20 protein-coding genes and 1 pseudogene are annotated in these 18,684 nt (G+C 30.0%); 11 read left to right on the plus strand and 10 right to left on the minus strand.

Annotated features, from left to right (window positions below; all coding sequences use genetic code 11):
- Positions 1-5: 5 nt before the first annotated feature.
- The 7 genes from L8T90_RS06470 to L8T90_RS06500 form a co-directional block, all read right to left on the minus strand.
- The gene (locus L8T90_RS06470; protein WP_263737035.1) at positions 6-1,121 is read right to left on the minus strand and encodes an ABC transporter substrate-binding protein; all 1,116 of its coding nucleotides are present in this window, start codon (positions 1,119-1,121) and stop codon (positions 6-8) included.
- Positions 1,122-1,131: 10 nt separating this feature from the next.
- Positions 1,132-2,244: an ABC transporter substrate-binding protein gene (locus L8T90_RS06475; protein WP_263737036.1), complete on the minus strand. Its 1,113-nt coding sequence runs from the start codon at positions 2,242-2,244 to the stop codon at positions 1,132-1,134.
- A 15-nt stretch (positions 2,245-2,259) separates the two neighbouring features.
- Positions 2,260-2,697, minus strand: coding sequence for a c-type cytochrome (locus tag L8T90_RS06480; protein WP_263683269.1), 438 nt, complete (start codon positions 2,695-2,697; stop codon positions 2,260-2,262).
- 289 nt (positions 2,698-2,986) lie between these two features.
- On the minus strand, positions 2,987-4,231 hold the full coding sequence (locus L8T90_RS06485; RefSeq protein ID WP_263737037.1) for a major outer membrane protein: 1,245 nt from the start codon (positions 4,229-4,231) through the stop codon (positions 2,987-2,989).
- Positions 4,232-4,604: 373 nt separating this feature from the next.
- Positions 4,605-4,826, minus strand: coding sequence for a ribbon-helix-helix protein, CopG family (locus L8T90_RS06490; protein WP_263708933.1), 222 nt, complete (start codon positions 4,824-4,826; stop codon positions 4,605-4,607).
- Positions 4,827-4,836: 10 nt separating this feature from the next.
- Complete coding sequence (locus tag L8T90_RS06495) at positions 4,837-5,400, minus strand: bacteriohemerythrin (protein ID WP_263737038.1); 564 nt, start codon at positions 5,398-5,400, stop codon at positions 4,837-4,839.
- Positions 5,401-5,480: 80 nt separating this feature from the next.
- Positions 5,481-6,068: a bacteriohemerythrin gene (locus L8T90_RS06500; protein WP_263737039.1), complete on the minus strand. Its 588-nt coding sequence runs from the start codon at positions 6,066-6,068 to the stop codon at positions 5,481-5,483.
- Between the two features lie 132 nt (positions 6,069-6,200).
- On the opposite strand from L8T90_RS06500, the gene L8T90_RS06505 reads away from it, so the two are divergent.
- A complete protein-coding gene (locus tag L8T90_RS06505) occupies positions 6,201-6,866 on the plus strand; it encodes a response regulator transcription factor (protein ID WP_263707365.1) in 666 nt (221 codons plus the stop codon).
- Positions 6,829-8,082 (plus strand): sensor histidine kinase, encoded by a 1,254-nt coding sequence (locus tag L8T90_RS06510; RefSeq protein WP_263737040.1) that lies wholly within the window; start codon positions 6,829-6,831, stop codon positions 8,080-8,082. The genes L8T90_RS06505 and L8T90_RS06510 overlap by 38 nt, the downstream gene beginning before the upstream one ends.
- 2 nt (positions 8,083-8,084) lie before the next feature.
- Here the strand turns inward: L8T90_RS06510 and L8T90_RS06515 are convergent, their stop codons facing one another.
- Genes L8T90_RS06515 through ribE form a run of 3 tightly spaced genes read right to left on the minus strand, consistent with a single transcriptional unit; the run spans position 8,085 to position 9,533 of the window.
- A complete protein-coding gene (locus tag L8T90_RS06515; protein WP_149062476.1) occupies positions 8,085-8,291 on the minus strand; it encodes a hypothetical protein in 207 nt (68 codons plus the stop codon).
- Between the two features lies 1 nt (position 8,292).
- On the minus strand, positions 8,293-8,961 hold the full coding sequence (pgeF, locus tag L8T90_RS06520) for a peptidoglycan editing factor PgeF (RefSeq protein WP_263737041.1): 669 nt from the start codon (positions 8,959-8,961) through the stop codon (positions 8,293-8,295).
- Positions 8,925-9,533, minus strand: a complete 609-nt coding sequence (gene ribE / locus L8T90_RS06525) for a riboflavin synthase (protein ID WP_263737042.1) — start codon at positions 9,531-9,533, stop codon at positions 8,925-8,927. Before ribE ends, pgeF begins: the two co-directional genes overlap by 37 nt.
- Positions 9,534-9,656: 123 nt before the next feature.
- On the opposite strand from ribE, the gene mnmG reads away from it, so the two are divergent.
- The 9 genes and pseudogenes from mnmG to L8T90_RS06570 form a co-directional block, all read left to right on the plus strand.
- Positions 9,657-11,510 carry a tRNA uridine-5-carboxymethylaminomethyl(34) synthesis enzyme MnmG gene (mnmG, locus tag L8T90_RS06530; RefSeq protein ID WP_263703142.1) on the plus strand — a complete coding sequence of 618 codons (1,854 nt, stop codon included), beginning with the start codon at positions 9,657-9,659 and terminating at the stop codon, positions 11,508-11,510.
- Between the two features lie 163 nt (positions 11,511-11,673).
- On the plus strand, positions 11,674-12,177 hold the full coding sequence (locus L8T90_RS06535; protein WP_039618773.1) for a ubiquinol cytochrome c oxidoreductase, 2Fe-2S subunit: 504 nt from the start codon (positions 11,674-11,676) through the stop codon (positions 12,175-12,177).
- 1 nt (position 12,178) lies between these two features.
- The gene (locus L8T90_RS06540) at positions 12,179-13,423 is read left to right on the plus strand and encodes a ubiquinol cytochrome c oxidoreductase, cytochrome b subunit (protein WP_039668616.1); all 1,245 of its coding nucleotides are present in this window, start codon (positions 12,179-12,181) and stop codon (positions 13,421-13,423) included.
- Between the two features lie 2 nt (positions 13,424-13,425).
- A complete protein-coding gene (locus tag L8T90_RS06545; protein WP_263737043.1) occupies positions 13,426-14,553 on the plus strand; it encodes a c-type cytochrome in 1,128 nt (375 codons plus the stop codon).
- 173 nt (positions 14,554-14,726) lie between these two features.
- Entirely contained in the window at positions 14,727-15,512 is a 786-nt protein-coding gene (gene rpsB / locus L8T90_RS06550) for a 30S ribosomal protein S2 (RefSeq protein ID WP_012661799.1), read from the plus strand.
- Positions 15,512-16,588 carry a translation elongation factor Ts gene (tsf, locus tag L8T90_RS06555; RefSeq protein ID WP_263664303.1) on the plus strand — a complete coding sequence of 359 codons (1,077 nt, stop codon included), beginning with the start codon at positions 15,512-15,514 and terminating at the stop codon, positions 16,586-16,588. The genes rpsB and tsf overlap by 1 nt, the downstream gene beginning before the upstream one ends.
- 2 nt (positions 16,589-16,590) lie before the next feature.
- On the plus strand, positions 16,591-17,226 hold the full coding sequence (locus tag L8T90_RS06560; RefSeq protein WP_263679723.1) for an ABC transporter ATP-binding protein: 636 nt from the start codon (positions 16,591-16,593) through the stop codon (positions 17,224-17,226).
- Positions 17,213-17,983, plus strand: a complete 771-nt coding sequence (fliR, locus tag L8T90_RS06565; RefSeq protein WP_263664301.1) for a flagellar biosynthetic protein FliR — start codon at positions 17,213-17,215, stop codon at positions 17,981-17,983. Before L8T90_RS06560 ends, fliR begins: the two co-directional genes overlap by 14 nt.
- A gap of 59 nt (positions 17,984-18,042) precedes the next feature.
- A pseudogene (locus L8T90_RS06570) lies at positions 18,043-18,684 on the plus strand (hypothetical protein); the annotation flags it as partial.

Consider the following 18,684-nt stretch of genomic DNA (forward strand, 5'->3'; position numbering starts at 1 on the left):
TTTATTTACGGAAGAATCGTATCTTTATAAATTTGTTTTTGATTTTCTATTGATTTTATAACAATTGAACGCGTAGCATTGCCTGTTTTGTCAATGTTAATTACTCCGCTAACACCTTCAAATTTTGAAGTAGAGTGGATATTGTTATTGATACATTCACTGTTAAAATCATTGACACATTTTTGCATAGCTTCAAAAATCACAAAATACGCATCTGCACCCATAGCTGTGAAATTTGGAACTTCTTTGCTTTGTTTTTCTTTTTCATAAGCTAGTATGAAGTCTTTTGAAAGTTGTGTTGGTGGGTTGTTATAATCAAAACTATCGGTAAATAAATATCCTTCTGCAGCATCTTGAGCTAAATTAATAAAGGTTTCATCAGCAACTCCATCTGCTGAACCCATAGGGATATTTATACCCATTGCTTTTGCTTGACGTGCAAATAAAGAAGCTTCGGTATAATATACTGGAAGATAAATAAAATCAGGTTTTAAATTTTTAATTTGTGAAAGAATAGCTTTAAAGTCTTTATCGCCTGCTGTGATTCTAAATTTATCTAAAATTTTTCCACCTTGCTTGCTAAATTCTTTTTCAAAGGCTCTAGTTAAACCCAAAGAATAATCCGCGCTTTGATCGCTAATTATCACAGCTTTAGTATAGTTAAGTTTATTTTTTACATAATTAGCTAAAGATGACCCTTGGAAGCTATCCATAAAACAAACTCTACTAGCATATAATTTTTTATTTAAAATTTTATCAGCAGTAGCTGCAGGAGCAACCACTGGGATTTTTTTTTCTTCGCCAATTCTTATCACTTGTAAAGTATTAGCTGTTAGCATTTCACCAATTAGCGCATAAGCTTTGTTTTGCGAAACCAATCTTGTGCTAGCATTGGCACTTTCTATTTTATCACCTTTTGTATCTACTACTACTAAATTTACTTTATCTCCATTACTTAGAGTGTTTTTCATGGAATTTGCAATTTTCACTCCATCTAAAGCACTTTGTCCATATGCTGCCGTAGAACCTGTTAGAGGTAAAACTACGCCAATGTTGATTTCTTTTGCTTGTATAATATTGCAAGCTATGACAGATAATATAGCTATACTAATTTTTTTCATAGTTTACCTTTCAAGGATTGATAATAGTTTTATATACTTGTTTTTGATCTTGTATTTCTTTTATAACTACAGAACGACTCGCATTACCACTAGCATCTATGCTTATAACCCCACCCACACCTTCAAAATTACTAGTTGAGTGAATTTTTTCATTAATGCATTGTGCATTAAGATTACTAGCGCATTCATTCATTGCATTTACCATTACATAATAAGCATCAGCTCCCATAGCAGAAAATGCTGGAAGTTCTTTGGTACCATGATCTTTTTCATAAGCATTGATGAAATTTTTAGATAAAGTTGTTGGAGGATTATTATAATCAAAACTATCAGTAAATACTACTCCATTGACAGCATCACCACCAAGCTCTATAAATGTTTTATTATTTACCCCATCTCCTGCGCTTAAAAGTTTGTTAAATCCAACCGCTTTTGCTTGTCTTGCTATTAAGGCAGCTTCTGGGTGATAAATTGGCATATAAACAAAGTCTGGATTGATACTTTTAAGTTGAGAAACAATAGCTTTAAAGTCCTTATCGCCCGAAGAAATGGTTAATTTTTTAAGTACTTTTCCACCATTTTGCTTAAATTCTTTTTCAAAAGCTCTTGCTAGACCCAATGAGTATACATTGCTTTGATCAACTATAACAACCACGCTTTTTAAATTTAAATCTTTATAGGCATAATTAGCAAATTTATCTCCTTGAAAGCTATCCATAAAACAAACTCTACTAGCATAGCTTTTTTTATCTAAAAGCTTATCGCCTGAGGCAACTGGAGCTATAGCAGGAACTTTTCTTTCTTCGGCTATGGATAAAACTTGCATAGTATTTGGTGTAACAGCTTCGCCTATAAGACCTAAAACTTTATCTTGAGAGATAAGTCTAGTAGTAGCATTTGCTGCTTCTATTTTATCACCTTTAGTATCAATAGCTATAATTTTAATACTATCTCCATTTTTTAAATTTGGATTTAAAGTATTGGCTAGTTTAATACCCTCATATACATCATTACCATAGGCTGCTAAAGCGCCAGTAAGCGGCAAAACAACCCCTATTTTTACCTCTGCAGCATAAATTGAACTAGCACAAAGTAAGCTAGCTAACAGTAGATTTTTTTTCATGAAAACTCCTTTTTGTTATTTTAAAAATGTATTGTGTTTAGTTTTTGGTGCTGGCTCTTCTTCTAAAAGATCTTTTTGATTAAGCTCTATAGAAAAATTTTGTCCCTTTAAATAAGCTATGATGTGATTCATATCACTATCACTTAATTTTTTAGCATACAAACTCATTTGGATATTATCGCTTGATTGATTTTTAAAATATCCATTAGCATAATCTTTCAAAGCACCTTTGATTTCTTCTGGACTTAAGTCTTTAAGAGCTCTTTTGCCATAAGAATTTTTTTCTCCATTCTCTCCATGACAAGTATTACATTTGTTTTTAAAATATATCTCTTTAGCTTTTCCTAAGTCATAACTAATGTTATCATTAAAAGTATAAGTAAATAAAGATTTTACATTAAAAGCTAATAGTGAATTAAAAAACAAAACACTTACAATAAACAAGCGCAACATAAATATAACCTTTTTTAATATATAAATAAAGCTCGATTATATCTAAAAAAAATAAATAATCTCACTTTACCCTCACTTTTTTAAAAAATTCCAAAACTTTAAGTCATTTTGCAAAGGCTTATAGGGGTAAAATATTAAGAATACTAGCAAGTAAAAACATACATAGCAAAGAAGCTTTATTAGAAAATCTACCTAATGAATTAAAAATAAAAGAAATTAAAATACAAGGATTAAAAGAAGAGATAATTTTAGATATAGCAAGCTAAGCCTTTTGGCTTAGCTTTTATAATTAGAATTTGTATAGAGCTTCAAGTCTGATGAATTGATCATCACTATCATGAACACCATTCATATTGAAGTCTTCGGTTAAGTAAGAATAGAAACCACTAAATGTGAGTTTTGGACTATAAGCATAAGATACTCTTGCAATGTATTCGTTTTTATCTGTATCAGAGATGCCTGCTGCATATTCAGTTTTACCACCGATATAGTCAAATCCTACTCTTACAGTTTCAGCAAAAGTATAACCTAAACCTGCAAAATAGAAGAAGTTTTCACCCATATCTCCAGTTAGTCTACTACCGTGAGAATAGAAAATTTGCTCACCTGGAGCGATTATTCTACCTTTATCTTCTAATACAACAATGGTGTTTTTATCTTTTTCACCATAGCCAACTACACCTGCTTGGAAATCAAAAGCAGAAATATTTGCTTGAATTTGAGCAGCGTAGAAGTTGCTATTATCTGCATCTAAGCGTTTTTCTGTATCACTATCAATGCTATTTCCTAAATATTGAGCTTGGATTTTAAAATTAGCATCATTGAATGCAAATTTATAGCTAGCATCTACTGCGTATAAGAATGCATAATTATTTGAGTAAGCTGCCCAAATTTGGAAAGCAAATGGATCAAAATCACCTAATACAGCAGCACCGTATAGTGAAGATTTAGCCATGTTGATAACAGGGAAATGTTGGTTTTTGTTATTTGTTTTAGTGCTTAAAGAAGCAGCAGTATCACCATCATCTTCAGCGTTAAAGCTATCAAACCAATAACCTGCAAAAGTTAAACCTTCGATAGAATTGTTAAGAACTTTAGCTCCTGTTCCTACTAAATCATCAGTCCAAATTGAACCAACTTCCATTTTACCGAAAGTTACATTTGTAGCATAAGCTTCATTTGTATATTCTAAGTAAGCTTGTTGCACAGCGAAAGTATCGTGAGTGTTTGTTCCATTGCCTGTTCCAAAACCAGCTTCATTTGTGCTGTATTGGAATTGAACAAAAGCTTTGAAATTATCATCTAAAGCTGCTTTGAAGTTTAATTGAGATTTAAATCTGTGTTTGTTTTCTTTAGAGTTGTTGTAACCATCTTCAATTGTGTTACCAATGTCTCTTCTATCAGATTCAAATCTGTATCTGAACATACCTGATACATCAACATCTTTTATAGCTTCTTCAAGTGAAACAGCGTTAGCTGCTGAAAAAGCACCTGCAGCCAAAGCTGCTACTAAACTAAGTTTAACTAGTTTCATGAGAATTCTCCTTATTAAAATTAAAACTATGACTTGTATTATATCATAGTTTTATATGAGAATTCTTAAAGTAAACAAAAATATATATTTATTGGGATATATTTGAAGTTGTAGTGTGTTGTTATACTATAAATTATTAGTATATAATGATTATAGTTTAGATAATCAAACTATATTAAATTAAATCTTTAAAATTATAATTTAATTTTATTCCTAATTTTATATTTTATAAATAATCTCATTCATATTTAAAACTATATATCTTTAAAGATCTAGTAAAAAACTAGATCTTTAAAAACTAAGGAGTTATCTATGAATGTTTGCTTTTACAGATGTAATTATGCTCTTTGATAGTTAATGTTTGGAAACTGAGTTAGCATTTTAATTTTTTAATAACACTGTCTAATTTTTTACTATCTCCATCTTTTAAATCTTCTAAAGCCTCTATAGCAGGAACAAAATCTTCCATTTCATCAAGATAATTTTCTAAAGCATTGCGTAAAATTTCAGCCTTTTTCTTTTTAGAAAATTTTGCAGTTTGACTTAAGCGCTCGTAAAGTTCCTCTGAAAGAGTTAGAGTGTATCTTTTATTCATTGTCTAGCCTTTATTTTGGTCTTATTGCTTCTTGACAAGCTTTGCATTTATAATTTGTGTTAGTTGTTTGTATTTTTTGGTGAATTTCATAAGGAACTTTGTGAATTTTATCTGCGCAAGAACAAATGTATTCATAAAATTCTTGCAATTCTCCTAAGTTTGTATTTTTGTCTTTTTTACTAAGTTGGGCTTGGTGCCATTTTTCTATTTTCATATCTTCTCTTAAAATATGCTCTAAAAGCCATTTGGATGCAATAATATTGAGTTTTTCTTTTAAATCATTAGTGCTTTTTAAATTTTGGATCAAATCTATCATGGATTGTATGATACTTTTATGAATTTTTTGATGATTAGCAAGTTCGGGATAGCCTATTTTTGCCATATATTTTTCTTCTTCAGCAAAATGTTCTTTCATGTAATTGAAAAAATCCGCAAGTAAAAATTTAATCTGTCCTTTATGAATAGGCTTATCTGAAATCATCTCAACATTAGCAGCAAGTTCAAAAAGTTTTTGGTGCTGCTTGTCGATTTCTTCATTGTGAATACTATATTTGTCGCACCATTTTGGTAACATACTAAAACCCCTTGTTTGGTTTGTGGGAGAGTTCTTGATGTATTATAATTTACAATATTTTAAATTATGATTAATTTTTATTAAATTTCGGTTTTTTCTTTACATAAAATTAAATTAGTAGAGCATTTTTTACATTTAAATTGTACTTTAGAATACTGCATTTTTAAATGAATTTCATAAGGAACTTTATGAATTCTACCTTCGCATTGGCATTGATATAAGAAATTTTTTATTTTTGGTTTTTCTTCTTCAAAGCTATCTGAAGAATTTTGTATTTGTGTACTTTGTTTCCAATACTCTATCATCATATCATGCTGAATGATATGTTCTATAAGCCATGAATTAACCACTATGTATAATTTTTCTTTTAAATCATTAGTGCTTTTTATGCTTTGTATGAGTTTTATCATAGATTTTGTGATTTGTTTATGCATGAGTTTATGTTGGTTTAAGTAAGGATAATTAATTTCAGTCATGTAGTTTTCTTCATCTTGAAAATGAATTTTAATATAGTGAAAAAATTCAGCAACTATCTTTTTAAGTTCTACTTGATAAATTGGTCTATCTGAAATTTCTTCAACTCTAGCAGCAAGTTCAAAAAGTTTTTTATGTTGTTCATCAATTTTTTCATTATTAATGCTATATTTTTTATCCCATTCAGGTAACATAAAAATCCTAACAGTATAAATTATAAAATAGTTAATATTTTATAAATATTTTGCTTTAATTCTACTAAATTCACACTCAATTTACACAAAAAAAATATAATGTTTTAAGAAAATATGATAAAAAGGTTAAAAATGGCTACACAAATTCTTTTGTTAGAAGATGATATTAATTTAGGAGAAATTGTTAGTGAATTTTTAGAAGAAGAAGGTTTTATAGTTACTTTAGTGGATAATGCTCAAGATGCGCAAGATAAAGCTTATGAGAAAAATTTTGATTTATGGATTTTAGATGTAAAAGTTCCACAAGGTGATGGTTTTAGTGTGCTTAAAAATTTAAGAGAAGTTGGTAAATATACTCCAGCTATTTTTATGACTTCATTGAATACTACTATGGATTTACAAAAAGGTTTTGAAAGCGGTTGTGATGATTATATTAAAAAGCCTTTTGAATTGCAGGAGTTAAAAATAAGAATTAATGCTATTTTAAAGCGTTCTTTTGCTCATAAAAATGAAGATTATGAAGACTTGGGAAATGGTTTTAAATTTGCTTTTATTTCACAAACTTTATATCAAGACGATAAACCTTTAACTCTGCCTTTAAAAGAATTAAAGCTTTTATCTTTGCTTTTAAAAAATAAAGGTAAATTTATAGATACTGCTTACATTTTTGAAGAAATTTGGGAGTATGATCAAGAGCCAAGTGAGCTTAGCTTAAGAGCTTATGTAAAAAATTTACGAAAAATTTTAGGCAAAGATAGTATTGTCAACCAAAGAGGAAGAGGGTATTGTTATGTATGAAGCCAAGCGCGTTGCGTGGCAAATTCTTTCTTTGTATTTAGTGAGTATAGGAAGTGTTCTTATAGTACTTTTTGGCGTATGGTATGCAAAGTTAATAGAAGAATTAATAGCTGAACATAGCATAAAATTAAGACAAGAACATCGTTTTGTAATTTTACAAATGGAAAAGTTACGTTTTGAGCCTATAGAAAAAGGTGCTAGAAAAATTGCTCAAATTTCTAATATAAAATTTGCAATATTTGATAGAACAAAAGTTTATTTTTCTAATCTTGACTTGCCTGCTCAAACAACATTTTTTAAACTTAATAACGCAAATATTTATAATAATAACACTCTAATTTATGTGGCTGATGTGAATTTAAATAATTTATTGCTTGCAAATACTCAAGGACAAGATGCTTTGGAGGTCTTAGGTGATGTTAATCGTTTGAGGGTTTTAGTACAAGGTGATGATATCTCCAAAGAACTTGGATTTATAAGATTTAAAGTAGCTTTGGCTATGGTTTTTTCTTTGATTTTTGTAAGTATAATGGCTTATTTTATACTAAAATTTGCACTCAAGCCTTTAGAAATGAGAATAAGATTTTTAAATAATTTTATAAAAGATACCACTCATGAGATTAATACTCCAATTAGTGCGATATTAATGAGTGTAGAAGGTTTAGAAAGAAAAAAGAATTTTGAAGAAGTTAAAGCTTTAAAGCGTGTAAAAATAGCTGCTTTGACTTTGAGTCATTTGTATTCAGATTTAACTTTTTTAAATTTTTCTCAAGTTTATGAGGCTAAAAAGGATTGGATATTTTTAAAAGATTTGATTAAAGAAAGAATGGAGTATTTTAAGATATTTTTGGAGCAAAAAAATATTAACTTAGAGCTTAGCTTGGAAGATGATGGAAAAATTTATGCCAATAAAGAGCAGTTTTTTAAAATGTTTGATAACCTTGTTAATAATGCTATAAAATATAATGTAAAAAATGGATATATCAAAATAATGCTTTTGGAGCAAAGACTTATAATAGAAGATAGTGGCTGTGGTATAGCAAAGGAAAATTTGGCCAACATTTTTGAGCGTTATTCGAGATTTAATGAAAATCAAGGCGGTTTTGGTATAGGGCTTTCTTTAGTGGATAAAATTTGTAAAGATCATAACATTAACATAAAAGTAGAAAGTGAGCTAAATAAAGGAACAAAATTTATTTTAACTTGGAAAAATTAAAATTATTTATTACTCATTTTAGCCTTTTCTTTGGCATTTATAAGCGTTGTGATAAATTCATTTAAATTTTTAGTATCGTTTTGATTTAGAGTTTGTGAGGTATGATTTAGCATTTGAGTGATTAAAACTTCGTTGCTTAAGTCATTATCACCAAATTCTCTAGCCTTTTGTAAAATTTTTAAAGCAAGCAAATTTTTTACTTCATACATTTTAATCCTTTAAATAAATCACGCTAACAATGCGCTTTGGAGTTTGGTTTTTTCTATAAGAAAAAAATCTCTTATCATCAAAGGTGCAAAGATTGATATCAAAAATATCACTAACACCTAATTCTTTTGCTTGAAATTTAACTAATGCTTTTAAATCAAGCTTATTTTCATGTAAAAAAGGTGCAAATTTTTCTTTGCTGTAGTTTAAAACCTCGCCATTAATTTCATAATTTTTAGCACAAATTCCTGCTGAAATAATGAGTTTTAAATTTTTTGTTTGAGTGTTAAAACTTTTTTGCATTTTTAAAACAGCTTCTTTTAAGATGTTTTCAAAACAACCTTTTCTACCCGAATGTAAAGCTGCTACGGCTTTATTTTCATCATCATATAAAAGTAAAGGTAAGCAATCAGCACTTAAAATACACAAAGCTATATTTTTTTCATTGCTAATTATTCCATCAGCGTTAAAATGAAAATCTTTATTATAATGAGTGATGATATTAGAATGAATTTGATTTAAAAATATACACTTTTTTATTGAATTTTCCCAAGGAAAAATATTATCATGAATTTTTGCTCTAAAAATATTATAATCTTGATCAAAGGCTACAAAAGCTTTTGCGAAGTCATTTTCTAATAAAGTGATGTAATCTTTTCTATTTGTTGCCATGAAATTTCTTTTTTATAATTTAATTGTCTGTGTATGTATCTTGCTAAAAGATCACTTTCTATATTAACGCGCCTTCCTATGGTATAGTTTTTAAACAAGGTTTCATTAAAGGTTATAGGAATGATAGTTAAACGAATACCATCTTTTAAAACTTCATTGATAGTCAAGCTCACTCCATCTATGGCTACACTTGCTTTATTTGCCATATAAATTTGTATATCATCAGGACATTTAATATAAAAATCAACTCCGTTTTCTTTTTTAGAAATATTAGTAATTTCACCTATACCATCAATATGCCCTTGCATTAAATGCCCATCTATTCTATCACCATAAGCTAATGCAGGTTCAATATGCACATAGTCTTTTAAATTTTCAATAGCTATGTGAGTTCTTGTTTCATAAGAAAGCTCAAGATTAAAACCATCATCAAAAAGTTTTGTTACGCTCAAACACGCACCATTAACTGCTATGCTATCGCCTAGTTTTGGTTTGTAGTTTGCTTTTAATCTTAAAGTGTTGTTTTGATATGATTTGACAAAGGCTAATTCGCGGATTAATCCATTAAACATTCAATACCTTTAATTTTTACGAGATTTTATCTAAAACTTTTAAATTTCAAAAAGTATTTTTAGTGTTTTATTTTAAAAAATATTATATAATTTTTGCCTTTTTTATAAAAATGAGGTCAAAATATGTATGATATAATCGTAATAGGTGGTGGGCATGCTGGAGTTGAAGCTAGTGCTGCTGCTGCTAGAATGGGTAAAAAAACTTTACTTTTAACTACTTTAATCGAGCAAATTGGTGCTGCAAGTTGTAATCCTGCTATAGGTGGTTTAGCAAAAGGACATTTGGTAAAAGAGCTTGATGCTATGGGTGGACTTATGGGGCAAATTACCGATGAGGCTGGAATTCAATTTAGAATTTTAAATGAAAGCAAAGGTGTTGCAGTGCGCGGAAGTAGAGCACAAATTGATATGGATGCTTATAGAATTTGTGCTAGAAATATGCTTTTAAAACTTGAAAATTTAGAAATCTCTCAAGAGCAAGCTTTGTCTTTGATTGTTGAAAATGATGAGCTTAAAGGGGTTAAAACTAATTTAGAAAATACATATTTTGCTAAAAAAATCATACTTACAACAGGAACTTTTTTAAATGGACTTATCCATATAGGTGAAACCAAACTTCAAGCAGGTAGGGTAGGCGAGCTTGCATCTGTAAATTTGGGAGATTACTTAAAACAAAGTGGTTTAAAAGTAGGAAGATTAAAAACAGGAACTTGCCCAAGGGTTGATGCTAAAAGTATCGATTTTAGTGTTTTAGAAATTCAACCTGGAGATGAAAATCCTAAAGCTTTTAGCTTTAAAACAAAAAATTTCAAGCCTAATCAACTTCCATGTTATATAGCAAGAACAAATTTAAAAACACATGAGATTATAAAAAGTAATTTCTACCGTGCTCCGCTTTTTACAGGGCAAATTGAAGGTATAGGACCAAGATATTGTCCTTCTATAGAAGATAAGATTAATCGTTTTGGTGATAAAGAAAGTCATCATTTATTTATAGAACCACAAACTAAAGATGCGACTGAATATTATATCAACGGCTTTTCTACCTCGCTTCCTTATGAAGTGCAAATTGCAATGCTAAGAAGTATAAAAGGTTTTGAAAATGCTAAAATCACGCGTTTTGGCTATGCTATAGAGTATGATTATATAGACCCAACAGAACTAAAACATACTTTAGAAACCAAAAAGATTAAAAATTTATATTGTGCTGGGCAAATTAATGGAACCACTGGTTATGAGGAAGCTGCTGCGCAAGGTTTTATGGCAGGAGTGAATGCGGTTTTAGCAATTGATGAAAAAGATCCTTTTGTGTTAAGGCGTGATGAGGCTTATATAGGGGTGTTGATTGATGATTTAGTGATGAAAGGTACTAAAGAGCCTTATAGAATGTTTACTTCAAGAGCTGAGTATAGATTGCTTTTAAGAGAAGAAAATGCCATTTTAAGACTTGGAGAATATGGATATAATTTTAAACTTTTAAGTCAAGAAGATTATGCATATATTGAAAATATAAAACAAAATGTTGATAAAGGACTTGAGTTTTTACTTCAAACTACATGGACACCAAGTAAGCAAAATAATGAATTTTTACAAAGCATTGAAGAGGAAAAGATTACTTCAATAGTGAGTTTGCAAAAAATTGTTGCAAGAGCTAGTTTTAATATAGAAAAATTAAAAGCTTTAGATGAAATGTTTAAAAATATGGATGAGTATTCTTTAAATGAAATTTTAAATGAAGCAAAGTATTATCATTATATTGCAATGCAAAAAGCACAAATTGAAAAAATGAAAAATTTAAATGATTTGAAAATCCCTGAAAATTTTGACTTTAAAAGTGTGAGTGGATTGAGTAATGAAGTAGTGGAAAAACTGCAAAAATTTAATCCACCAACTATTTTTGCTGCTTCGCAAATTAGCGGTATTACTCCTGCTGCTTTGGATATTTTACATATTTATATCAAAATGAAAAAACAATAGATAATAAATTTATCTATTGTTATGATTTAAAACAAACATTTATTTTTGTTTTTAAATAAATATCCATATATCTTAAATCAAGCTTTTTATACCAAAGAAAAAATTTATCATTTTTTAGATAAACTGCTAAGTTTTACAAAAAAATCAAAACAAAGGAAGTAAAATGGCTACATCTGAAAGTAGACGAAGCTTTATGGGCTTTGCCTTTGGAACGGTAGCTGCTGTGGGTGGTGCTTTTTCATTAGTTGCAATGAAAAAAACATGGGATCCACTCCCAAGTGTAAAAGCAGCAGGTATTACTACTGTAGATCTTTCTGGCATGAAAGAGGGCGAGCTTAGAACAATTGAATGGCGTAAGAAGCCTATATTTATCTTAAAAAAAGATGCAGATATGGCAAAAGATAGCAATAGAGATGTTGTTGTGGGTGATGTTGCTTATACTGTAGTTATTGGTCTTTGTACACATTTAGGCTGTATTCCAGCTTACGCTCCAAGCGAAAAATTATTTAAGTGTGCTTGCCATGGTGGTGAATTTGACACCAGTGGTAAAAATGTATTTGGTCCTCCTCCAAGACCTTTGGACATTCCTCCTTTTAGAATTGATGGAACAAAATTAGTATTAGGCGAAGAAGGTCCAGAATATAAAAAAATGATCGCGGAGGCTTAATATGGCACAGATAAAAAAAGCAAATGGTATTGTAGATTGGCTTGATCAAAGATTAGCTGTAAATAAGCTTTTTAATGTTTTAATGGCTCAATATTGGATACCAAAACAAATTAACTTCTTATGGGCAATGGGTGTTATTTTAACTACTCTTTTTGCTATTTTATTTATTTCAGGTTTATTTTTAGTAATGTATTACAAGCCAGATGTAGCTTTGGCTTTTGATAGTGTAAATAAAACTATCATGCAAGAAGTGGAGTATGGGTGGCTTTGGCGTCATATGCACGGTGTGGCTGCTTCGGTTGTATTTTTAATCATATATATCCATATGTTAACAGGAATTTATTATGGCTCTTATAAAAGAGGCCGCGAAATGATTTGGATTAGTGGTATGCTTTTATTTGTTGTATTTTCAGCAGAAGCATTTAGTGGATATATGTTACCTTGGGGGCAAATGAGTTTTTGGGCTGCTCAAGTTATTACTCAGCTTTTTGGCGGAATTCCTTTTATAGGTGATGCGTTGGTTATTTGGATAAGAGGAGATTTTGCAGTTTCAGATCCAACTTTAACTAGATTTTTTATGTTACATGTATGTTTATTGCCTATTGTGATTTTAGCAATTATTGCATTCCACTTTTATTCTTTAAGAATTCCTCATGTTAATAATGAAATTTCAGAAGAGATTGATTTTGATTTAGAAGCTGAAAAATATTTAGCAGGTGATACAAAAGGTTCTAAAGTTATTCCTTTTTGGCCAGGATTTTTAGCTAAAGATTTTATGTATATTGCGCTATTTATGATTTTCTTCTTTTACTTGGTATGTTTTAAATTCAATTTTGCAATGGATCCAATCAACTTTGACCCAGCAAATTCTTTAAAAACACCTCCTCATATTTATCCTGAATGGTATTTCTTATGGAGTTATGAAGTTTTAAGAGGATTTTTCTTTGATGTTGGAAGCATTAAAGCTTTTGATATAGGACTTGCAGCATTTGGTATAGCACAAATTATTTTCTTCTTATTACCTTGGCTTGATAGAAGTGATGTTGTAAAACCAGCACATGAAAGACCAATGTTTTTTGTATGGTTTTGGGTATTATTGATAGATTTAATTGTACTAACAGTTTATGGAAAACTTCCTCCAACAGGAATTAATGCTTGGATAGGATTTTATGCTTCTATGGTATTTTTACTATTATTGCTAGTAGTCTTGCCAATTATTACTATCATGGAAAGAAAAAGGGGCTAATAATGAGAGAATTAAAAATATTTTTTGTAGTTGTCTTTTTCACAGGTTTAGTTTATTGGGGGGTTGAGCCTTACGCGCATTCAGTGATGAATCCTCCTTCAACTCCGGTTAATTTTGACTTTGCAAAAGCTGATGCAGAATTTACCAAAGGTGAAGTTGCTTTAAAAGAAAAAGCAGCAGTGGATGCTAATGCTTCAGGAAGTGAAAAAGCTATAGCTAATGCTCAAAAAGCATTAGAACTTGCAAAAAGCCAAGAAGAAGCTACTAAGCAATTGTGGGAAAAAATCGCAAAAATCGATTTTAGCAAAGGTAATGCACAAAAAGGAAAAGAACTTTTTGAAGGAAATTGTATTGCATGCCATGGTGTAAAAGCTGTCGGAATTCCTGCTACTATTACAGATTCTTCTTTAGGTGTAACGCCTCCTGATTTAAGTGATGCGGGTGCTATTTATGATGAGAAATTTTTAGCAGCATTGATTGTTGATCCGGTTAAAGCTTTGCAAATTTCACATAAATTTAATGATGAAAATCCATTCCTAATGCCTGCTTATCCTTTAAGTGGCGATGAAGCACAAGATAATCAAGATTTAGCAGACTTAATTGCATTCTTTAAAAATACAGCTAGTGAATATGAAAAAGAATTTGATACAAAATTAAAAGCTGATTTAGAAGAAAAATATGCTAAAAATCAAGAGCTTTCAGAGCAAGCAAAAACAGCTTTAATTGCAAAAGAGTTTGATTTTGCTAAAAACAAACATACATTTGAAAATGCTTGTGGAAGATGCCATGATGTAAAATATGATGGCTTTGTTTCAAGCTCAAATATGAGTGATTTAAAAAATTATCTTGGTATGACACCTCCAGATTTATCTATGATGATTCGTTCTAAAGGTGCACATTATCTTGAAATCTTCATCAATGAACCTCAAAAGAAAATTCATGGAACTGCTATGCCAAGAGTTGGTTTGAATGAAAAAGCACAAACTCAAGTTATTAATTATCTTGAAAAAGTTGGTGATAGTAAAAAAGAAGAAAGAGAGCAAACAGGAATTTATATCATGATATTCTTTGCTATCTTAAGTATTTTTGCTATAGGCTGGAAAAGATCAGTTTGGTCTAAACTACACTAATTTACCCAAAGAACGCCTTGTGGCGTTCTTTTTCTTCAATAATAAGCTAAATATAAAATAAAATTTGATATAATATTCTTTCATTTCACACGCATTAATTTCCTTATTAGGTTGCTTATGGGTTAAAGAATGCGGAGGAATAAACCTAATTATTTTATTTCAAGGAGAATTTCATGGTAAGCATGAGAGATTTATTAGAGTGTGGTGTACACTTTGGACACCAAACAAGAAGATGGAATCCAAAAATGAAAAAATTTATTTTTGGAGAAAGAAAAGGTATCTATGTAATTGATTTACAAAAAACACTTAGATACTTTAGATATACATATAACATCGTTCGCGATGCTGCTGCAGAAGGTAAAACAATTTTATTTGTTGGCACTAAAAAACAAGCTGGTGGAGCGATTAAAGAATATGCTGAAAAATGCGGTATGCCTTATGTAAATCATAGATGGCTTGGTGGTATGATGACTAACTTTGGAACTATCCGCCAATCGATTAGAAAATTAGAAGTTATAGAAAAAATGGAAGAAGATGGAAGCATTAAGCTTTTAACTAAAAAAGAAGCTTTAATGCTTACTAGAAAAAAAGAAAAATTACTAGCATATCTTGGTGGTATTAGATATATGAAAACCCAACCTGATATGATTTTTGTTATCGATACTGTTAAAGAAAAAATTGCAGTACAAGAAGCTAATAGATTAAAAATCCCTGTGGTTGCTCCACTAGATACAAACTGCGATCCTGACTTAGTAGATTTCCCAATTCCAGGAAATGATGATGCGATTCGTTCAGTTCAACTTTTCTGCCAAGAAATGGCTGAAGCAATCAACGAAGGTAAAGCTTTAAGAGAGCAAGATGGTGAAGCAAATGAAGAACAACCAATCTCTGAAGAAGAAAAAAAAGAAGTTTTAGAAGAAGCTATGAGTGAAGAAGATTTTGAAGGAGATAAAGAATAATGGCTGAAATCACTGCACAAATGGTAAAAGAACTGCGCGAAAGTACTGGCGCAGGTATGATGGATTGTAAAAATGCTTTAAAAGATACAGATGGTGATTTTGAAAAAGCAGTACAACTTTTAAGAGAAAAAGGACTTGGAAAAGCTGATAAAAAAGCCGATCGTTTAGCTGCTGAAGGTTTGGTAAGTGTAAAAGTAAGCGATGATTTAAAATGCGCAACTGTAAGTGAAATCAATTCAGAAACTGATTTTGTTGCTAAAAATGAACAATTTATTGCTTTAACAAAAGATACAACAGCACATATTCAAGCTAAAAGCCTTCAAAATGTTGAGCAGTTGCATTCAAGTGAGATTAATGGTGTTAAATTTGAAGAATATTTAAAAAATCAAATTGCAACTATAGGTGAAAATTTAGTTGTAAGAAGATTTGCTACTGTAAAAGCTGGAGCTAGTGGAGCGGTAAATGGTTATGTTCATTCTAATGGACGCGTGGGTGTTATTATTGCTGCAGCTTGTGATAGTGAAGCTACGGCTAATAAATGTGGAGAATTTTTAAAACACCTTTGTATGCATATTGCTGCAATGAAACCAAGTTATCTATCTTATGAAGAGCTTGATATGGATTTTGTAGAAAATGAATATAAAGCTTTAGTTGCAGAGTTGGAAAAAGAAAACGAAGAAAGAAGAAGATTAAAAGACCCTAATAAGCCAGAGCTTAAAATTCCAAAATTTGCAAGTAGAAAGCAATTAACTCAAGAGATAATCCAAGAAGCTGAAGAAGCTATTAAAGCTGAACTTCAAGCACAAGGAAAACCAGAAAAAATTTGGCCTAACATTATCCCAGGTAAACTAAATAGCTTTATAGCAGATAATTCTCAGCTTGATGGTAGACTTACCCTAATGGGACAGTTTTATGCGATGGATGATAAAAAAACTGTCGAGCAAGTAATTGCAGAAAAAGAAAAAGAATTTGGTGGAACTATTAAAATAGTAGAATTTATTCGTTTTGAAGTGGGCGAAGGTCTAGAAAAGAAAACTGAAGATTTTGCTGCTGAAGTTGCTGCGCAAATTGGTTAAAAATGGAACTTTTAAAAGCGGAAAATTTAAGCCATAGTTTTGATATTCCGCTTTTTGAAAATCTAAATTTTACTTTAAATGCAAAAGATTGTATTGCAATATGTGGAAGTAGTGGGTGTGGCAAATCTACTCTTTTACATATTTTATCTACCTTGTTAAAACCTCAATCAGGAAAAGTTTTTTATAATAATCAGGATTTGTATTCCTTAAACGATGAAGCTTTATTAGAAATTCGTAGAAAAGATTTTGGGATTATTTTTCAAATGCATTATTTATTTAAAGGTTTTTTAGCTTTTGAAAATATAGAGCTTGCAAGTATTTTGAGTAGGCAAAATATCGATTATGAGTTATTAAAAAAACTTGATATTGTTGATTTAATGAATCAAAAGATCACAAAATTAAGTGGTGGACAGCAGCAACGAGTAAGTATAGCTAGAGTTTTAAGTAAAAGACCAAAAATCATTTTTGCTGATGAGGCTACTGGTAATTTAGATTTTAAAAATGCTTTAAATGTGTTAGATATTTTGATTGGTTATGTCAAAGAAAATAATGCAGCTTTAGTTTTTGTGACTCACGATCAAGAACTTGCTAAAAAATGTGATAGGATTTATCATTTAAGTAATTATGGAATTTGTTAAATATTTAGGCGATGAAAATGTTGTAATTTTCATGCTTTTATTTGCTAGAATGAGTGGATTAATAGTGTTTTTCCCTTTTTTTTCTCACAATAGTATACCTTTGGTAGTAAAAACAACTTTAGCTTTGTTTTTAACAATGTTTTTATATCCTTTGGCAAAACTTGAAAATAATACACCTGATTCTTTTTTTATTTTGTATCTTTTAAGTGAAGTGCTTTTTGGGATGGTTGCAGGTTTAATTTTGCAAATGATTTTTGCCATTTTACAAATGGCAGGTGAGCAAATTTCTTTTACCATGGGTTTTTCTATGGCTAGTATTTTAGATCCAGCTACAGGTGCTAATACTCCAGTAATTTCTCAAGTTTTAAATTTGCTTGCATTGTTGGTTTTTTTAGCATTTGATGGTCATCATTTGGTATTGCTTTTTATATCTAGTTCGTTAGATTATATTAGTTTGGGTGGATTTTATCCGCATGAGAATTTAATGCTTTATTTGAATAAAGCTATGGTAAATATTTTTGTGCTCGGTTTTTCTATGGCTTTTCCCATTTTAGCAATATCTTTATTATCAGATGTTATTTTTGGTATGCTTATGAAAACTATGCCACAATTTAATCTTTTAGTGGTGGGTTATCCTATCAAGATATTTTTATCTTTTGCAGTGCTTATTGCTATTTTACTCATCATGATGCAGTATTTTAAAAATTTAATGTTAAAAAGTTTTGAGCATATGGAGTTATTGTTTTTCAATATATAAGCAATAAATAATTAAAAATGTTTTAAAATAATACATTTCTTTAACTTGGGAGATGACAGATGAAGGTTGTGCTGATAAATTCTAATGTAGCTGTTTCAAAATTAATTAGCTTGGGGGTTCAAAAACTAGGTTATGAATTTGAAGAGCTTGCAAGTACCGAAGAGCTTGAAGAATTTTATGATATTATCATCATAGATCATGATATTGAAGCTAATTTAGATGAATTGAAAAGTAAATGCAATAGATTGATTTATTTATTGCCTAGAAACCAAGAGCAAGTAGAAGGCGTAGAGTGTTTATATAAGCCTTTTTTACCGACTGATTTTATAGAACTTTTGGGTAATGAAAAAACTTTAAGTGAAAGTAAGGATAGCACTTTAGAAGAAGATGAATTGAGTTTTGATGAGGATGTTTTAATTGATAAAGATATGCCTTTAGATGGAAATGAACTTTTGGCTGGTATTGATTTGTCTGAGCATGAAGAAAGTTTAAGTGAAGATGATTTAAATCTGCAAGAAGATTTTTTTGAAGAAAATTTAGATAATTCATTAGAAGTTGAAGATAAATCTAAATTATCAAATGAAGCTGATATTGACAAGGAATTAGATGATAAGTTAACATTAGTAGATGAACAACATGAAGAAAATATAGAAGAAAATATAGAAGAAAATATAGAAGAAAATATAGAAGAAAATATAGAA

The organism is Campylobacter sp. RKI_CA19_01121 (assembly GCF_025771295.1).
In the GTDB taxonomy this organism is placed as follows: domain Bacteria; phylum Campylobacterota; class Campylobacteria; order Campylobacterales; family Campylobacteraceae; genus Campylobacter_D.